Source organism: Janthinobacterium sp. BJB426 (genome assembly GCF_002735705.1).
Classification (GTDB): Bacteria; Pseudomonadota; Gammaproteobacteria; order Burkholderiales; family Burkholderiaceae_D; genus Janthinobacterium.
In genome coordinates this window covers 13,275-30,015 of the sequence record NZ_PDZL01000028.1, presented here as the reverse complement: position 1 = coordinate 30,015, position 16,741 = coordinate 13,275, and the positions used below count along the sequence as shown (strand labels likewise).

Sequence of the window (16,741 nt, the reverse complement as noted above, 5' to 3'; positions counted from 1 at the left end):
TTGTGGATGGACGGATTCTACGGAGTTGGGGATGGTACAAGCGATTTCAAGAGCTCCCGAAAAATGTGCTGTTTTACCCCAGTGTGCGGCCGAAAAACGCCCAGATGCGCTCGTCCTGCACCGTGGCCAGGTTCAGGCGCATGCGGGTCGACGGTAGCTGGCGCGGGGAAAACAGGCTGCCCGGCGCCAGCACCAGGCCTTCGGCCAGCGCTTTTTCGGCCAGGACATTCGTGTCGCAGCCCGCATCGGCCCACACGAACATGCCCGCCGATGCCGGCTCGAAGCACAAGCCCGCCTGTTCGACCTTGCGGTAGGTACCGTCGCGCACCTTGTCGAGCCGCGCGCGCAGGCGCTCCGCATGCTTGCGGTACAGCCCTTGCGAGAGGATTTTATACACGACCCTTTCGCCGATGTCGCTGGTGGTGAGGGTAGCCAGCATCTTGCGGTCGGCCAGGCGCTGCGCCCGTTCCGGGGACGTGGCGATGAAGCCCACGCGCAGATTCGCCGCCAGGCTCTTGGAAAAGCCGCCCAGGTAAATCACGCGGCGCAGCTGGTCCAGCGCGGCCAGGCGCGTGGCCGGCTGCACCGCGCCACCGGGATGCATGTCGCAATAAATATCGTCTTCGACGATGAGAAAATCATGCTGTTCGGCCAGACGCAGCACCTGAAACGCCTTGGCCGCCGACAGCGACGTCGAACTGGGGTTGTGCAGCACCGAATTGATCACGTACAGCCTGGGACGGTGCAGGGCCGCCAGCTCGGCCAGCACGGCGATATCGGGGCCATCACCGAGGCGCGGGATGCCGATGACATTCATGCCCATGGCGGCAAAGGCACCGAACATCAGCCAGTACGCGGGATCGTCGACGAAAATGGTCTCGCCGGGGCGGGCAAACTCGCGCGCCACCAGGTCCAGCGCCTGCATCACGCCCACCGTGGTGACGATCTGCTCGGGCGGGCAGGCGATTTCCAGCTCCGCCAGCTTCAGCTGCAACTGCTGGCGCAGCGGCAGGAAACCCTGCGGCGCGCCGTAACCGAGCAGCAAACTGCCAGGCTGGCGGCTGACGTCGCGCAAGGCGCGCGCCACCAGGTCGCCATCGAGCCATTCGGCGGGCAGCATGCCGGAACCGGGCGCGGGGATGGACGGTGTCTGGCGAAACATGTTACGGATCAACCACACCACGTCCATCGGCTGCGCCACCGCGTCCTGCGCGCCAGCGGGCGGCGCCGGCGTGTTCAGGGGCGAGCGCTCGCGCACGAAAAAGCCGGCGCCGCGCCGCGATTCCAGGTAGCCGCGCGCCACCAGCTTGTCGTAGCTGGCCACCACCGTGGCGCACGACACGTCCAGGCTGGCGGCGCACTGGCGGATCGACGGCATGCGCGCGCCGCCGCGCAGCAGCTTGTCGTCGATGCGCGCCGCCAGCGAGCGCGCGATCTGGTCGATCAGGGTTTCGCCCGAGGCGCGCGACAGCAAGGGCAGGGACGGAGAGGCGAGTGTATTGCTCATATGACCATCACAGTATGTGGAATTATGCGTAAAAGTGTATTTGTACTGTATTGCTATTGCGCCCTAGGATAGCAGTACCGGGCACATTCATCCACCTCTGCCCGCCTTTATCTCACACACCCGCACCAGGACAGCCATGCCATCGCACGCCACCACCACCCCCAGTTCCCTCCCGCGCCTCGGCGCCGACCGCACAGGCTTGTTGCTGGGCTTGATCGCCGTCGCCCTCTTCAGCCTGACCCTGCCCTTTACGCGCATGGCCGTGGCCGAACTCGATCCCACTTTTGTCGCCCTGGGCCGCGCTCTGGTGGCGGCCATGCTGGCCGGCCTGTGGCTGTGGCAGCAGCGCGCGCCCATGCCGCGGCGCGAGCAATGGTTGCCGCTGGCGCTCGTGTCGCTGGGCTGCGTGCTGGGCTTTCCCTGGCTGACGTCGATCGCCATGCGCAGCCTGCCTGCCTCGCACGGCGCCGTGCTGGTGGGCATCCTGCCGCTGGCCACGGCCGTCTTTGCCGTGCTGCGCGGCAAGGAACGTCCATCACCGGGTTTCTGGCTGATGGCCCTGCTCGGCACGGCGCTGGTGGTGGCGTTCGCGCTGCGCCAGGGCGGCGGCAGCTTCCACCTGGCCGACTGGCTGATCTTTGCCGCTGTGCTGCTGGCTGCACTCGGCTATGCGGAAGGGGGACGCCTGGCGCAAGCCATGCCGGGCCAGCACGTGATTTCCTGGGCGCTGCTGCTGGCCGTGCCGTTTGTCTTGCCCGTGGTGCTGTGGAACGCCTGGCCGCAGCGCGCGCTGATGGCGCAGGCCAGCGGCGCAGCTTGGCTGGGCTTTGCCTATATTTCCGTGTTTTCCATGTTTATCGGCTTCTTTTTCTGGTACCGGGGCATGGCGCTGGGCGGCGTGGCGCGCGTGGGACAGACGCAGTTGCTGCAGCCTTTCCTCACCCTGGTGGGCGCGGCGCTGCTGCTGAATGAACCCCTGACGGGGGAAAGCCTGCTGTTTGCCGGCGCCGTGATCGCCGTGGTGGGGATCGGGCGCAAGCTGAAGTAACGCTCCCTGACGCCCATTTGCAACGCCCTTGCGCGTGCGGATGGGCAGAGCGACGTGCAAGCCGTACAATACCGCAGCACCATGGCGACGCCTATCCGGCGCCGCTTGCGCACGCACCGCCACAAGCGGGCCAACAAATCCAGCCGGCGCAGCTCGGCATCTTCTGTGAGACTCGTATGAAAATTGAAAATCCGAATCCGATCCAATGGCGCTTTGCCGAACGCGCGGAACAGCTGCAAAGCTCGTTCATCCGCGAAATCCTGAAGATCACGCAGCGTCCCGAGATCATCTCGTTTGCCGGCGGCCTGCCCTCGCCCGCCACCTTCCCCGTGGAAGAAATGAAGACCGCCTTCGACAAGGTCCTGTCGAACAATGGCAAGGTCGCCCTGCAATACGGCCCGACCGACGGTTACCTGCCGCTGCGCCAGTGGATCGCCGATTCGCTCTCGGGCAATGGCAGCACCATCATGCCGGAACAAGTGCTGATGACGTCCGGCTCGCAACAGGCGCTGGACTTGCTGGGCAAAGTTTTGATCGACGAAGGCAGCAAGGTATTGGTGGAAACCCCCAGCTACCTGGGCGCCCTGCAGGCGTTTTCCGTCTACCGTCCCGAATTCGTTTCCGTCGACACCGATGACGAAGGCCTGGTGCCGTCGTCGATCAATCCCGTCGCCGATGGCGCGCGCCTCTTGTACGCGCTGCCGAACTTCCAGAACCCGACGGGCCGCAGCCTGTCCGTGGCGCGCCGCGTGGAACTGGTGGAAACCTGCGCTCGCCACGGCCTGCCGCTGATCGAGGATGATCCGTACGGCGCCCTGAGCTACAGCGGCGAGCCGTATCCGAAGATGATCAACATGAATCCCGATGGCGTGATCTATATGGGCTCGTTCTCGAAAGTGCTCACGCCCGGCATCCGCCTCGGCTACGTGGTGGCGCCGATGCCGCTGGTGCGTCGCCTGGAGCTGGCCAAGCAGGCAGCCGACCTGCACACCTCGCAGCTGACGCAGATGGTCGTGCATGAAGTGATCAAGGATGGCTTCCTGGACCGGCATATTCCCAGCATCCGCAGCCTGTACGGCAACCAGTGCCAGGCCATGCTGTCGGCGCTGGAAGAGCACTTCCCGGCCGGCGTCACGTGGACCAAGCCCGAAGGCGGCATGTTCATCTGGGTCACCCTGCCGAAGCACATCGACGCGATGAAACTGCTCGATGAAGCCATCGCCAATAAAGTGGCATTCGTGCCGGGCGCGCCGTTCTACGCGAACACGCCGGAAACGCACACCCTGCGCCTGTCATTCGTGACGGTGCCGCCGGAACGCATCCGCGAAGGCGTCGCTATCCTCGGCAAACTGATCGCCGCAAAAATGTAACTCGCCTCTTCACGCCCCGCCCGCCGCGGGGCGTGTCCCAGCTGCCCCCTGCGCCAGGGGGCACGCGTCTTTTCCGCCTAAAAACCGCCTTCACGATAGCAACTGCGTGTATTTATTCTTAAAAATAGTATAAAAATAATATTTTACCACGTCGCACAACGTCGATTTTTTCACCCAAAAAATTAGCAAAGCGGTATGATTTGACCGCTGTATCCGATTTGAATCCGGACAGCATCACCGACAGCGGCAAACGCTGGCAGCGCAGAGTACATCGAGAAGGCCGGAAGCAATGAGTTCAGGCAGTGTGGATTATTCCCAGCGGCGCGACGCCGCCATTTTGATTGTCGACGATGCGCCGGCCAACCTTGAGGTGCTGCGCAAGCTGATGAGCGAACAAGGTTATCAAACCTATGTCGCCACGTCCGGCGAACGGGCGCTGGCGATCGCCCAGCGCGCGCGCCCCGACCTGATCCTGCTCGACGTGCTGATGCCGGACATGGACGGCATCGAAACGTGCCGCCGCCTCAAGCAGCACCCGCTGACGCAGGGTATCCCCGTCATCTTCATGAGCGCCAAGACGGAAACGGAAGACGTGGTGGCCGGCTTCGACTGCGGCGCCGTCGATTACATCAGCAAGCCGCTGCGCATGGCAGAAGTATGCGCGCGCGTGCGCGCCCAGCTGCAAATCCGCAGCAACAATGAAACCCAGCAGGAACAGGCCGAGCGCCTGCGCACCATCGTCAACAACATGGCCGAGGGTTTGCTGATCATCGAGGCGGACGGCCGCATCCAGTACACCAATCCGGCCTGCGACCAGTACCTGGGCTACCGCGAAAACGAACTGGCCGGGCGCTCCATCGGCGAGCTGCTCAGCCCCCTGGTGACGCAGGAATACCTCGATTACTTCGCCATGCACGCGGCCAATCCGGAAAAAGCGCACAACCACGGCACGCGCGAAGTGGCGATCCGCCACCGCAACGGCGAGGCGCTGAGCATGGACCTGACGCTGACGCCCATGTACCTGCGCCAGCCCCTGTATATCGGCCTGCTGCACGACATCACGCACCACAAGCAGTCGGAAGACGCCTTGCAGCGCGCCGCCTACCTCGACCCGCTGACGCAGATCGCCAACCGCCGGCATTTCGACAGCTTCCTGGAAAAGGAATGGCAGCGCGCCGTGCGCGGCGGCGGCGTCCTGTCGCTGGTGGTGCTCGACGTCGACCACTTCAAGCTGTACAACGACAGCCTGGGCCATCCGGCCGGCGACAGCTGCCTGCAGCAGGTGGCGCAAGCCATCGCCTCGCACGCCGCACGCCCGGGCGACCTGGCGGCCCGCTACGGCGGCGAGGAATTCGTCCTGCTGTTCGCCGACACGGATGCCGAAGGCGCCCTGCACCTGGCCGCAGCCATCCGCACGCACATCGAGGCACTGCAACTGCCGCACCCGCGATCAGTCACCTCGCCGTGGATCACCGTCAGCATCGGCGTGGCGACGATCCGCCCGCACCAGCTGGACAACCGCGAAGCGCTGTTCGTCGCCGCCGACCGCGCCCTGTACGTGGCCAAGGAAGGGGGCCGCAACCAGGTGCGCGTCACGCAATCGGGCAGCGCGGCCTGGGAAACGGTCAAGGCGCTCGTTCAGCGCTAGCCGGTCACTTTTCAGGATAGCCGGTGATGTCGGCGATTTCACGGTACAGGGGCTGCAGCCGCGCATACATCTTCTGGTACACGCGCCGGTACAGTTTTTCATAGACCTTGCTGTGCCCGGGATGCGGCTGGAATACCTTGCCCTTGCGCGTCATCGCTTGCACGGCGGCGGGAAAATCCGCATGCCAGCCCAGGCCCACGGCGGCGGCGATGGCCGCGCCCAGGCCCGAACTTTCATACACGTGGGCGCGCGCGGCCGGCAAGCCGAAGATGTCGGCCGTCAGCTGCATGGCAGAGTCGCTTTGCGAACCGCCGCCCGCGATGCGCAGCTCCGTGATGGCGATGCCGCTGCGCTGCTCGATGCGCTCCTTGCCTTCGCGCAGCGCATACGCGAGGCCTTCGAGGATGGCGCGGTAGATGTGCGCGCGCGTGTGCACGTCGCCAAAGCCGATCATGGCGCCCTTCGCTTCCGGCCCCGGCACCTTGATGCCGGGACTCCAGTACGGCTGCAGCATCAGGCCCATGGAGCCGGGCGGCACGGCCTCGACCAGGCGGTCGAACAGCGCTTCGGCGGACAGGCCGGTGCCGTCTTCGGCCGCGGCCGCCCGTTCGCGGTCGCCGAACTGCTCCTTGAACCAGTTGACCATCCAGTAGCCGCGGAAGATCTGCACTTCCGTGCTGTAGGCGCCCGGCATGGCGGCCGGATACGGCGGAATGAAGCGCGTCACTTCCACGTATTTGCGGTTGGTCGTGTTGATGGTGGCCGTGGTGCCGTAGCTCAGGCACGCCACGTGCGGTTCGACACAGCCGGCGCCCAGCACTTCGCACGCCTTGTCGGCCGCCGCCGCCAGCAGCGGCGTGCCCTCAGGAATGCCCGTCGCCGCGGCGGCGGTTGCCGTGATGGCGCCCATGCGCGTGCCGGGCGTTACCAGCTCGGGCAGCATCGAGGGCTTGACAGCAAGGGCCTGCCATTTCCAGTCGAAACGCCCGGCCCACGCATGGCGCTTGTAGTCGAAGGGAATATACGCCACTTGCGACCCGGTCGAATCGACGTAGCGCCCGCAGAGGCGGTGGTTCAGAAAACCCGACAGCAGCAGGAATTTGTGCGTGCGGCGCCAGATATCGGGCTGGTGCGCGCTGATCCAGTTGATCTCGGCCTCGCGGCGAAAGTACGTAATCGTGCCATCGAGGCGCGTGGCGCGGAAGGCGGCGCGCCACCATGGCGCCAACTGGGGGATATCGCGCGTGCTGCGCTGGTCCAGCCAGGTGATGGCAGGCCGCAACGGTGCGCCATGTTCATCCACGTTGACCACCGTGCCGCGCTGCGTGGTGACGGCCACGCCTGCGACCGACGATTTATTGATGTCCGTGCTGCGCCACAGCTGCAGGCACGCTTCGCACACGGCTTGCCAGTAGCCGTCGGCGTCGTGCTCGGCCCAGCCGGGATGCTCCGAGTAATACGCTTCCAGGAACACTTGCGCCTTCGCCGCCAGCTTGCCGTCCCGGTCGAACAGCAGCGCACGCACGCTTTGCGTGCCATTGTCGATGGCAAGAATGTACGGCCCCGGGCCGGCTACGCTGACCATGGCCTTAGCCCACGCTGGCCAGCGCGGCGCGCAGCGCCTGCAGCAGCGCCTGCGGATCTTTTTCCGGCTGCGCGCTGAAGACAGGCGCTTCCCAATCCTGCCCCCGCACGGCCACCACGCGCAAGCGTCCCTGTGCATTCCAGGCCGGATACCAGCCCACGTCGACGATGTCGCCATTCGCGCACGTGATTTGCAGCAGGTCTTCGCCCAAGTCGTCGACTAGGACGTCCACGCTCTGGCGCAAGTCCAGCGGCGACAGGCTGTCGTAGGTGATGCGGGCGTCGCCCAGCGCCAGGGGCTGGCCAAACAGGGTGGTCTCGATGATGCTCTCCTTTTTATATTTTTATCGTTTCTTCACTCGCCTTGCGGCACGCTGTAATGGCGGCGCCACAGGGCCAGGTAGCGCGCCTGCTCCGCATCCCAGCGTACATCATCCCAGCCCAGTTCATGCTGGCAGATGGCGCGCAGGCGCGGCATGATAGCAAGCGCGCCGCCAGCCAGCTGCAAACCGAGGCGCGTACGCCGCAGCAGCAAGTCGTCCAGGTGCCGCACGTCCTCCATGCGCGCGCCCCAGCGTAGCTGCGCCCACAGGGTCTGCGTGCCGGGAATCGGCTCCAGTTCGCCGTCCTGCGCCGCCTCGCACAGCGCCTGCGCGGCTGCGCCATGACGGCCCAGCAGGCGTTCGCGCTGTTCCCCATCGAGCACCAGGGCCTTGCCCGACAAGGGCGGCGTTGCGGCGAAAATCGGCAAGGGACGCAGATCCGCCTGCCAGCCCGGCAGCAGCGGCGCGGCGCGGCGCAAGGCATCGAGGGCGATCACGCGAAACGTCGTCAATTTGCCACCCGCCACCGTCAGCAAGCCGTTTTCCAGCCATAGCGCATGTTCGCGCGCTTCCTTCGACGGGTCAAGCTGGCCGCTGTCGATCACGGGGCGCACACCGGCAAACGTGGCCAGCACGTCGTCTTCGCCCAGCGCCAGCTGCGGGAACTGCCAGCGCAGCGCCGCCAGCAGGTAATCGAGTTCCGCGCGCGTGATGGCCGGCTCCATATCCAGGCTGGCGCCGTGATCGACATCGGTGGTGCCCACCAGGGTTGCGCCCTCCCAGGGATAGGCAAACACGGGACGGCCATCGTGCGGATGCATCAGGCTGACGGCTTGCGCCAGCGGCAAACGCCAGGCGGGCAGCAGCAGGTGGCTGCCGCGCAGGGGCCGCAGTTTCGGCTTTTCTCCCACCTGGCCGCGCAAGCCATCGGCCCAGGCGCCCGTGGCGCTGATCACCAGGCGCGCGCGCACGGTGCATACCGTGCCATCGAGCGCATCGTTCAAGGTGGCGCCGGCGACCTTGTCACCTTCACGCAGCAGCGCTGCCACGCCCAGGTAATTGACGGCCACGCCGCCATGGCGGCGCGCCTCCTGCAGCACGCGCAGCACCAGGCGCGCATCGTCCGTCTTGGCGTCCTGGTACAGCATGCCGCCCCGCAGATCGTCGCGCCGGATGTGCGGTGCCAGCATGGCAAAATCCGCCGCATCGACATAGCGGCGCGCGCGCCGGCCCGCCATCACGTCGTAGATGGCCAGTCCCAGCATGAACTGGCGCCGACCCGGCTTCCTGCCCCTGTAGTCGCCAAAGGCAAAGCCCTGCGGCTCGACCAGCCCCGCCGCATCCTTCAGCAAGGCTTGCCGCTCATGCACCGATTCGCGCGTCATGCCGAACTGGCCCTGCTTCAGGTAGCGCAAGCCGCCGTGCACCAGCTTCGAGGAGCGGCTCGACGTGCCCCAGGCGAAATCGCGCTGCTCCACCAGCAAGGCCTTCAAGCCGCGCCGCGATGCTTCCAGCAAGATGCCGGCACCCGTGATGCCGCCGCCGACGATCAAGATATCCCACTCGCGCGCCAGGATGCCAGGCAACTCCGCCCTGCTCACAAGCCGCCTCCCGCTTCGGGAAGCAGTTTGCCGGGGTTCATCATGCCCTGCGGGTCGAACTGGCGCAGCAGCGCTCGCATGGCAGCGATGCCCAGCTCGCCCTTCTCCGCCGCCAGCCACGGCGCGTGGTCCGTGCCCACCCCATGCTGATGGCTGATGGTGCCGCCGTTGGCGACGATGGCGGCGCTGGCAGCGTCCTTCAGACTGCGCCAGCGCGCCATGTTTTCTTCAAAGGTGGGCGCCAGCCGGTACACATACGTGGTGTAGACGCTGGCACCCTGCGCGTACACGTGCGACAAATGCGTGTACGCATGCACCTGTTCGCCGTGCTGCGCCAGCGCGCCGGCGCCCGCCTGCTCCAGCGCAGCCATCATCGCCGTGACGCGCGGCCAGTCGACGGCCGTTTCCACCGTGTCGATGACATAGCCGTGTTCCCAGGCCCCGTTGCGCAGGTACACGTTGCGAAAGCGCCCCTGCTTCCATTTATCGCCCATATGCCGTCCCACGTGCACGCCCCCGTGCCGCCGCGCCAGCGCCAGGGCGCCGCGCAGGGCCGCGCGCGCCGTTTTTTCTTCTCCGCTGACGCCCAGCATCAGCATGCATTTGCCTTCGCCGCAGCCGCGCAGCGACAAATAGCGTTCCAGCAGTCCCACCAGTTTTTTATGCCCGGCCAGGGTCAACATGGTTTGCGTTTCCAGCGCATTCGACAGGCGCAGCATGCACAGCGGCAGGCGCGACTGGGCCAGTACCCGCACGGCTGCCTGCGCCTGGCCCCAGTCGGCGAAAAACACGGCGTGGAATGCTTCATAAGGCGGCAGCGGCGAAACGCGCACCGTCGCCTGCGTCAGGATGCCCAGCCGCCCTTCGGAACCGAGCACCATTTCGCGCAGGTCGATGCCGGCCGCCGAAGCGGGAAACGTGGGGATGCTCAAGGTGCCGGCCGGCGTTTCCACTTCGCCGCCCGCGAACAGCTGCTCGATGCGGCCATAGCGCAACGATTGCTGGCCCGACGAGCGCGTGGAGATCCAGCCGCCCAGGGTCGAATACTCGAACGACTGCGGATAATGACCGAGCGTGTAGCCCTGCGCGCGCAGCTGCGCTTCCAGGTCGGGGCCAAACACGCCCGCGCCGAACGTGGCCAGCTGCGCTTCGCGGTCCAGGTGGCCCAGCGCGCACAGGCGCGCGAGGCTGATCGCCAGCACGGGACGCGGCCCCGCCGCCACCGTCAAATGCCCGGCCACGCTGGTGCCGCCACCATGCGGAATGACGGCCACGCACGCCTGGCGCGCATACGCGAGCAGCTGGCGCACCTGCAGCGCGCTGTCGGGAAAGGCCACCCCGTCGGGCACGGCACCGATGCGGCCATGGCGCAGCTTGAACCAGTCGGGCAGGCTTTGACCGAGCGCATGGCGCACGCGCGTGGCAGGCTTAGTGTCGATCAGCGGATGCGGCGCCAGGCGCGAAGCGGGCACCCGCGCGCAAGCGTCGTCGAAAGTGGCATCGACAATGCCGCTGCCAGGCCCCAGGCGCTCGCCCAGGAAGGCCAGCGCGTCCTCGCTCAGCGCATACGTGATGCTCTCGTCTCCCCATCCATTCCAGCGTTGCATCGATATCCCCTGTGTTCGGCCAGTTGCGTGCCACGGCGGCTTGCTATACTGTTCTTGCCTGATTTTCTTGCTAGATCAATAGCATATGCCGCCACAGACGAAGGGTATTGGTTTTTCATGACAATCGCATTGTTCCATCATGACAAATACTGACGGCCGGGTCGCCGGCGCCTATCTGCTGCCGCTGCTGGAAGCGGCCGGCGCGCACGGCATCGATAGCGCCAGCCTGGCGCAGGCGGCCGGCGTGGCGCCACACGGCCTGGAAGCGTCCGCGCCTGGCCTGGCCGCGCGCGACTACGTGCGCCTGCTCGATGCGGGCGCGCAGTTGGCCGGCGATGCGCATTTCGGCCTGCACGTGGGCCAGCGCGTGCGCATGGGCACGTACAGCGCGTATGGCTTGATTTTGCTCAGTTGCAGCAACGTGGGCCAGGCGCTGGAACAGACGGCTCGCTACGAGCGGCTGGCGCACGACCTGGGCCGTTCTACCCTGCAGCGCGATGGCGCTGTCGCGCATTACTACTGGGCCAGCAATTATCCGGGTGCCAGCCGGCACCTGGTCGACAGCGTCTTTGCCGGTGTCAAAGTCTGCGGCGACTGGCTGGCCGGCATGCCGCTGCCGCCGGCCCAACTGGCCTTCACCCACGATGGCGGCGGCGACTTGCTGCGCCATGCGGCGCACCGCGACGAATACGTGCGCGTGCTGGGCAGCCTGCCCGCCTTCAACGCCCCCGCCAACACGGCCACCTTCGACGCGCAATTGCTGGACTGGCCCGTGCCGAACGCCGACGTCAGCCTGTACCCCGTGCTGTGCCAGCATGCGGAACAATTGCTGGCACAGCGCCAGGCAGAAGCGGACACCGGCGGCGCCATCGACGCGCAAGTCCACGCGGCCATCGTGGCGGGCTTGCGCCAGGGTTCGGCGCGGCTGTCCACCGTTGCCGCCACCCTGGCCATGACGCCGCGCACCTTGCAGCGCAAGCTGGCCGACGCGGGCACCAGCTTCCAGGCCCTGCTGGACCAGGCCAGGTACGGCCTGGCGCGCGATTATCTGCGCGAGCCGGATTTGTCGCTGGTCGACATCGCCTTCCTGCTCGGTTATCAGGAACAAAGCGCGTTCAATCACGCGTTTCGCACCTGGGCGGGCACCAATCCCGGCGCCTGGCGGCTACAGGAAATCCTTGACAGGCAGCAAGCCGTTTAGCCGTGCGCGGGGCATGCGCGGCCCGTTTTCTGGCTATACTGGCATAGTCAGGTTTTCCACGATCACTCCAACCCGCAATGCAAAGGATTAATATGCAACTCAAAGACAAAGTCGCACTGATTACCGGCGCCGCCAGTGGTATCGGCAAGGAAATGGCCATTGAATACGCGAAGCAAGGCGCCAAGGTCGTCATCGCCGACCTGGCCCTGGAAGCGGCCAGCAAGACGGCCGAGGAAATCAAGCAGGCTGGCGGCCAGGCGTTTGCCGTCGCCATGGATGTCTCGAGCGAAGAGCAAGTCGACAAGGGCGTGGCCGATGCGGCGGCCCACTTCGGCAGCATCGATATCCTGATCAGCAATGCGGGCATCCAGATCATCAGCCCCGTCGTCGACTATCCGTTCGACCAATGGAAAAAGATGCTGGCCATTCACATGGACGGCGCCTTCCTCACCACCCGCGCCTGCATGCGCGAAATGATCAAGGCCGGCCGCGGCGGCGCCATCATCTACATGGGTTCCGTGCACTCGCACGAAGGCTCGCCGTTCAAGAGCGCCTATGTTGCCGCCAAGCACGGCTTGCTGGGCCTGGCCAAGGTGGTGGCCAAGGAAGGCGCCAAGGATGGCATCCGCGCCAACGTCATCTGCCCCGGCTTCGTGCGCACGCCGCTGGTCGACAAGCAAATCCCTGAACAGGCGGCCCAGCTGAACATCAGCGAAGAGGACGTGATCAAGAAAGTGATGTTGAAAGACACCATCGACGGTGAATTCACCACCACGCAAGACGTGGCGCAAACGGCCGTGTTCCTGGCGGCGTTCCCGTCGAACGCCCTGAGCGGCCAATCGATCGTCGTCAGCCACGGCTGGCACATGCAGTAGTGGTGACACCCGCCCACATCGGCTGCGCGGCGCCCTGTGCGGCCTGCGATGCTCGCTGTGCTCCAGCACAGCTGCGCGTCTCGGCCACACATCGCTGCCGCTCGCGATGATGTGGGTGGACGTTGCAGCGTTAGCGTATCAACCTTCCTGCGCCTTTCCCGAAAGCTCCCAATTGCAAGACAACACTTACCGTCACCCGCGCGCGGGCTGGCCGGGGCGATTGTTTGCCGCGCTCGCCAATTGCACGCACTTTGCCAACGTGCGCCAGGCCGTCATGTCGCGCCTGCCCTTCCTGCCCCTGCACAGCGACGTGCGCGATGTCGTCTACGTGAGCTGGCTGGTGGACGCCGCTGCCGCGCAGCAACTGCTGCCCGCCGGCGTGACCTTGTGGAAACGCGACGGCAAGACGCCATTTACCGTGCTGACCTACCGCCACGGACATTTCGGCCCGGCCCTGCTGGGCCCTTTACGCAAGCTGTTGCCATCGCCCCTGCAAAGCAACTGGCGCTTGTACCTGGACCACACGCCACCGGATGCGCCGGCCGTACCCTGCGTGTACTTTTTGAAAAACATCATGGCCAGCTTGCCGCACGCGCTGGGCACGCGGCTGTTCAGCGATATCTTGCCGACCCACCTGGCCGCCGGCATGGCGCTGGAAGTCACGGCCACGCAGGCCCGCTGCAGCATTGCCAGCGGCGCCGGCAGCGCGCCGTCGCTGGACGTGCAGGCGGACATCGTTGCGGAGCATGGCCTCGATGCCGCCTGGCAGCAACTGTTCGGCAACTGGCGCGACGCCGTCGCCTTCCTCGCCTGCCAGGATGCGGCCATTGCGCATGTGCCGCGCAACGGCAAGCTGGTCTTCGGGGAAATCGACTTGCCCGTTGATGTGGATCAAGTGCAAGCGCTGACGGCCTTGCGCGCCGACTGCGGCTTGCTGGCGCAATTGCCACCCGTGTCAACGCCGTTTGCCTTTCTCGTGCCCAAGCTTGCCTTCAAGGCGCTGTCAGAGCGCCTGCTGTAGCACGGCGGCGCTCGGGCGCGCGCAGGGACGTGGTCGGACCTGCCGGGCCGCCGCGCCGCCGTTCCAGCTTGAACAAGGCCATCGCCTGTTCCAGCTGCAAGGTCTGGTCTTGCAGCGAGGCCGAGGCGGCCGCCGATTCCTCCACCAGCGCCGCGTTCTGCTGCGTGACTTCATCCATCTGCGTGACGGCCATGTTGACCTGGCCGATGCCGTGGCTTTGCTCGCGCGACGCCGAGGCGATCTCTTCCATGATGCCGTGCACGCCCTGCACGGCGCCCAGCATCTCGGCGCTGCTGGCGCCCGCCTGCTGCGCCAGCTTGGCGCCCGCCTGCACCTGCGCCAGCGATGCCGTGATCAATTGCTTGATTTCCGTGGCGGCCGCCGCACTGCGGTGGGCCAGGCTGCGCACTTCGCCCGCCACAACGGCGAATCCCCGCCCCTGGTCGCCCGCGCGCGCCGCTTCCACGGCAGCATTCAAGGCCAGGATATTGGTCTGGAAGGCAATGCCTTCGATGATGCCCGTAATGTCGCCGATCTTCTTCGAAGAGGCGTCAATATCGGCCATCATGCTCACCATCTGGCCGACGATCTCGCCGCCGCGCCCGGCCAGGCCGTGGACCTTGCCCGCCATGTCGCTGGCCTGCACGGCGTTGCCGCTGTTTTGCTGCACCGTGGCCGCCAGCTGCTCCATGCTCGACGCCGTCTGCTGCAGGGCTGACGCCTGCGCTTCCGTTCGGCCCGACAAGTCCATATTGCCGGCGGCGATTTCCTGGCTGGCCATGCTGATACGCAAGAAATTGCCACGCACGTCGCCGACGATGGAAAGCAAGTTTACGCGCAACTGGCGCAGGGAACGCAGCAGTTGCCCCATTTCGTCGCGCCGCGTCGTATCGAGCTCGCCCGTCAGGTCGCCGCCCGCCATCACGTCGCAAGCCTGGCGCGCCTGCTGCAACGGTTGCAGCACGGCGCGGTGCAGGCTGTGCCAGAAATACAGGGTCGCGCCCAAGGCCGCCACGGACAGCCCCGTCAGCCAGCCGGCCGCGCCGGCCGGCAGCAGGCCCGCATTCCACGCCAGTTGCAGCAGCAATACCAGGCTCAGCAAGCCCAGATTCCAGCCGATGCGCTTGCCCAGCGGCAAGTCGCGCAGGCGCGCGAACCTGGCCAACCAGTCAGTCCGCACGGCTGCGCCCTGGCTGATGACGAGGCCGTCGGCCTGCCCCGCCTTGATGCGCGCGTACAGGGCCGAGGCCTGCGCCACCTGCTGGCGCGTGGGCTTGGTGCGCACGGACATGTAACCGACGGCCACGCCGTCTTCCACCACCGGCGTCACGTTCGCCAGCACCCAGTAGTAATCGCCATTCTTGCAGCGGTTTTTCACCATGCCGCTCCACGAACGCCCCGAACGGATGGTGGCCCAGAAATCGGCGAACGCTTCGACCGGCATGTCGGGATGGCGCAGGATGTTCTGCGGCGCGCCGATCAATTCTTCCGCGCTGTAACCGCTGACGGCGATGAAATACGGGTTGGCATAGGTGATATTGCCTTGCAAGTCGGTAGTCGAGACGATGGTCTCGGTATCGCTCAGGTTGATTTCGGTATCGCTGACGGGAAGATTGAGTCGCATGGTCACATCCTCAAAGGTAGCCCGTGCAGGCACGGGGAAGCGGGCAAATGCAAGGCGGCAGGAAGCCGGCGGCAATCTGCACCGATACATTAATTTTAATATCTAATTATTAATTTAAATCGGCAATTTTCACTGGCGAAATTGCCTTGCGAATCTGCAAATATTGCAGGCGGCAGCGTGGCCGCAGGGGGATGGCGGGAACGGCGCCGGAACAGCGTGACTGTCCCGGCGGCAAACAACGCGGCGGCTTAGCGCGGCACGTAGCGCCAGTTGGCGTTTTCCAGCATGAAGGTCAGTTCCGTCTTGATGGCTTCCGGACGGCTCGGCACGCTCAATTCCGTATCGCACACCAGATAGCCCGTCTTGCGCTTGACCTCGCACTCGTTGATGGCCTTGACCTGCATGGTGCTCTGCGCTTCCTGCATCTGCACATCCTTGGCCGCTTCCGGATTGCGCGCCACTTCTTCCTTGGCCCAGGCGCGTATCATGGCTTGCGCCTCGGCCGGCGACGGTCCCGCGAACTTGGCATCCTTGCGCTCGACGCCCACCCAGGTACCGTTCTCGTTGCGCAACGGCAGCACCATGAAAGCATCGCGCATGCCCCCGCTCATGGCGACCAGGCACACCACTTCGCCCGGCACTTCCTGCGAATCCTGGCAGCCGGTCAAGCTGGTGACCTTGACGGCGATCGGTACCGTCACAGTCGATTGCATTTTGGCCCGGGTCTTGGCCACGCCCACCTGCACGGCGGCGTGGATTTGTTCGAGCGTCGGCATGGTGGCCGCCTGGGCCGGCAAGGCGGCAAACAGGGCGGCGGCGGTCAGGGCGAGGGAAGTCAGGCGCATGGGTGTCGAGAGTAGTGAGCAAAGGCCGGCAGTCTAGCACTTTACATAAAGACAGTTGTTTCTATTGAGAATGATCGTCGCCATCGGGCGCGAGAAAGGCGCCGCCCCCGTCCGCCTGTCCGCGCAGGCGCAAGCCGATGGCGCGCAGCATCTCGACCAGCTCCCGCAAGCGCAAGCCCTCGTCCGTCAGCCGGTATTCCACCTTGACGGGCACTTCCGCGTAAATCGTGCGCGTCAGCAAGCCCGCCTCTTCCAGCGCGCGCAAGTCCAGGGTCAGCATGCGCTGCGAGATATTCGGCACGGCGCGGCGGATTTCGCTGAAGCGCTTCGGCCCCGCCATCAGATAGCTGAGCAGCACGATGCGCCAGCGCCCACCCAGCAGTCGCATGGCTTCTTCCACGGCGCAGCCGGAGACATTGTCTTTCATGGTTGGCTTTCCATCTGGTATAAAAAATGTACCTATACCACATTATTCCGCCTTCTTCCA

General features: G+C 65.5%; 14 protein-coding genes. 6 read left to right on the top strand and 8 right to left on the bottom strand.

All coding sequences use genetic code 11. From position 1 onward, the window contains the following. Window positions 1–73 precede the first annotated feature (73 nt). Complete coding sequence (locus tag CSQ93_RS26460; RefSeq protein WP_199534522.1) at window positions 74–1,507, bottom strand: aminotransferase-like domain-containing protein; 1,434 nt, start codon at window positions 1,505–1,507, stop codon at window positions 74–76. A gap of 136 nt (window positions 1,508–1,643) precedes the next feature. Between CSQ93_RS26460 and CSQ93_RS26455 the strand changes: the two genes are divergently transcribed. The 3 genes from CSQ93_RS26455 to CSQ93_RS26445 all read left to right on the top strand — a co-directional run bounded on the left by CSQ93_RS26455 (window position 1,644) and on the right by CSQ93_RS26445 (window position 5,573). Then, on the top strand, window positions 1,644–2,555 hold the full coding sequence (locus CSQ93_RS26455) for a DMT family transporter (RefSeq protein ID WP_099380603.1): 912 nt from the start codon (window positions 1,644–1,646) through the stop codon (window positions 2,553–2,555). Between the two features lie 176 nt (window positions 2,556–2,731). After that, window positions 2,732–3,925, top strand: a complete 1,194-nt coding sequence (locus tag CSQ93_RS26450) for an aminotransferase-like domain-containing protein (RefSeq protein ID WP_099380602.1) — start codon at window positions 2,732–2,734, stop codon at window positions 3,923–3,925. A gap of 289 nt (window positions 3,926–4,214) precedes the next feature. After that, window positions 4,215–5,573 (top strand): diguanylate cyclase, encoded by a 1,359-nt coding sequence (locus tag CSQ93_RS26445; protein ID WP_099380601.1) that lies wholly within the window; start codon window positions 4,215–4,217, stop codon window positions 5,571–5,573. Window positions 5,574–5,577: 4 nt separating this feature from the next. Here CSQ93_RS26445 and CSQ93_RS26440 read toward each other — a convergent pair whose 3' ends face one another. The 4 genes from CSQ93_RS26440 to CSQ93_RS26425 all read right to left on the bottom strand — a co-directional run bounded on the left by CSQ93_RS26440 (window position 5,578) and on the right by CSQ93_RS26425 (window position 10,688). Further along, window positions 5,578–7,158, bottom strand: coding sequence for an FGGY-family carbohydrate kinase (locus CSQ93_RS26440; protein ID WP_099380600.1), 1,581 nt, complete (start codon window positions 7,156–7,158; stop codon window positions 5,578–5,580). Window positions 7,159–7,162: 4 nt separating this feature from the next. Beyond that, the gene (locus CSQ93_RS26435) at window positions 7,163–7,390 is read right to left on the bottom strand and encodes a hypothetical protein (protein ID WP_158301375.1); all 228 of its coding nucleotides are present in this window, start codon (window positions 7,388–7,390) and stop codon (window positions 7,163–7,165) included. 122 nt (window positions 7,391–7,512) lie between these two features. Next, the gene (locus tag CSQ93_RS26430; protein ID WP_099380598.1) at window positions 7,513–9,081 is read right to left on the bottom strand and encodes a glycerol-3-phosphate dehydrogenase/oxidase; all 1,569 of its coding nucleotides are present in this window, start codon (window positions 9,079–9,081) and stop codon (window positions 7,513–7,515) included. Further along, on the bottom strand, window positions 9,078–10,688 hold the full coding sequence (locus CSQ93_RS26425) for an FAD-binding oxidoreductase (RefSeq protein WP_099380597.1): 1,611 nt from the start codon (window positions 10,686–10,688) through the stop codon (window positions 9,078–9,080). The genes CSQ93_RS26430 and CSQ93_RS26425 overlap by 4 nt, the downstream gene beginning before the upstream one ends. Window positions 10,689–10,827: 139 nt before the next feature. Between CSQ93_RS26425 and CSQ93_RS26420 the strand changes: the two genes are divergently transcribed. The 3 genes from CSQ93_RS26420 (at window position 10,828) to CSQ93_RS26410 (ending at window position 13,785) form a co-directional block, all read left to right on the top strand. Continuing rightward, the gene (locus CSQ93_RS26420) at window positions 10,828–11,889 is read left to right on the top strand and encodes an AraC family transcriptional regulator (protein ID WP_099380596.1); all 1,062 of its coding nucleotides are present in this window, start codon (window positions 10,828–10,830) and stop codon (window positions 11,887–11,889) included. Between the two features lie 92 nt (window positions 11,890–11,981). Then, window positions 11,982–12,764: a 3-hydroxybutyrate dehydrogenase gene (locus CSQ93_RS26415; RefSeq protein ID WP_099380595.1), complete on the top strand. Its 783-nt coding sequence runs from the start codon at window positions 11,982–11,984 to the stop codon at window positions 12,762–12,764. A gap of 172 nt (window positions 12,765–12,936) precedes the next feature. Then, on the top strand, window positions 12,937–13,785 hold the full coding sequence (locus tag CSQ93_RS26410; RefSeq protein ID WP_099380594.1) for a DUF2071 domain-containing protein: 849 nt from the start codon (window positions 12,937–12,939) through the stop codon (window positions 13,783–13,785). Here the strand turns inward: CSQ93_RS26410 and CSQ93_RS26405 are convergent. The 3 genes from CSQ93_RS26405 to CSQ93_RS26395 form a co-directional block, all read right to left on the bottom strand. Further along, complete coding sequence (locus CSQ93_RS26405) at window positions 13,757–15,409, bottom strand: methyl-accepting chemotaxis protein (RefSeq protein WP_099380593.1); 1,653 nt, start codon at window positions 15,407–15,409, stop codon at window positions 13,757–13,759. The genes CSQ93_RS26410 and CSQ93_RS26405 overlap by 29 nt on opposite strands. A gap of 248 nt (window positions 15,410–15,657) precedes the next feature. Next, window positions 15,658–16,254 carry a hypothetical protein gene (locus tag CSQ93_RS26400; protein WP_099380592.1) on the bottom strand — a complete coding sequence of 199 codons (597 nt, stop codon included), beginning with the start codon at window positions 16,252–16,254 and terminating at the stop codon, window positions 15,658–15,660. 61 nt (window positions 16,255–16,315) lie between these two features. Beyond that, window positions 16,316–16,681 carry a winged helix-turn-helix transcriptional regulator gene (locus CSQ93_RS26395; protein ID WP_099380591.1) on the bottom strand — a complete coding sequence of 122 codons (366 nt, stop codon included), beginning with the start codon at window positions 16,679–16,681 and terminating at the stop codon, window positions 16,316–16,318. Window positions 16,682–16,741 lie beyond the last annotated feature (60 nt).

Bases quoted from the DNA above. Each gene is read 5' to 3' on its own strand.
- CSQ93_RS26460 (WP_199534522.1), bottom strand. From the start codon at position 1,507: ATGAGCAATACACTCGCCTCTCCGTCCCTGCCCTTGCTGTCGCGCGCC.
- CSQ93_RS26455 (WP_099380603.1), top strand. From the start codon at position 1,644: ATGCCATCGCACGCCACCACCACCCCCAGTTCCCTCCCGCGCCTCGGC.
- CSQ93_RS26450 (WP_099380602.1), top strand. From the start codon at position 2,732: ATGAAAATTGAAAATCCGAATCCGATCCAATGGCGCTTTGCCGAACGC.
- CSQ93_RS26445 (WP_099380601.1), top strand. From the start codon at position 4,215: ATGAGTTCAGGCAGTGTGGATTATTCCCAGCGGCGCGACGCCGCCATT.
- CSQ93_RS26440 (WP_099380600.1), bottom strand. From the start codon at position 7,158: ATGGTCAGCGTAGCCGGCCCGGGGCCGTACATTCTTGCCATCGACAAT.
- CSQ93_RS26425 (WP_099380597.1), bottom strand. From the start codon at position 10,688: ATGCAACGCTGGAATGGATGGGGAGACGAGAGCATCACGTATGCGCTG.
- CSQ93_RS26420 (WP_099380596.1), top strand. From the start codon at position 10,828: ATGACAAATACTGACGGCCGGGTCGCCGGCGCCTATCTGCTGCCGCTG.
- CSQ93_RS26415 (WP_099380595.1), top strand. From the start codon at position 11,982: ATGCAACTCAAAGACAAAGTCGCACTGATTACCGGCGCCGCCAGTGGT.
- CSQ93_RS26405 (WP_099380593.1), bottom strand. From the start codon at position 15,409: ATGCGACTCAATCTTCCCGTCAGCGATACCGAAATCAACCTGAGCGAT.
- CSQ93_RS26400 (WP_099380592.1), bottom strand. From the start codon at position 16,254: ATGCGCCTGACTTCCCTCGCCCTGACCGCCGCCGCCCTGTTTGCCGCC.
- CSQ93_RS26395 (WP_099380591.1), bottom strand. From the start codon at position 16,681: ATGAAAGACAATGTCTCCGGCTGCGCCGTGGAAGAAGCCATGCGACTG.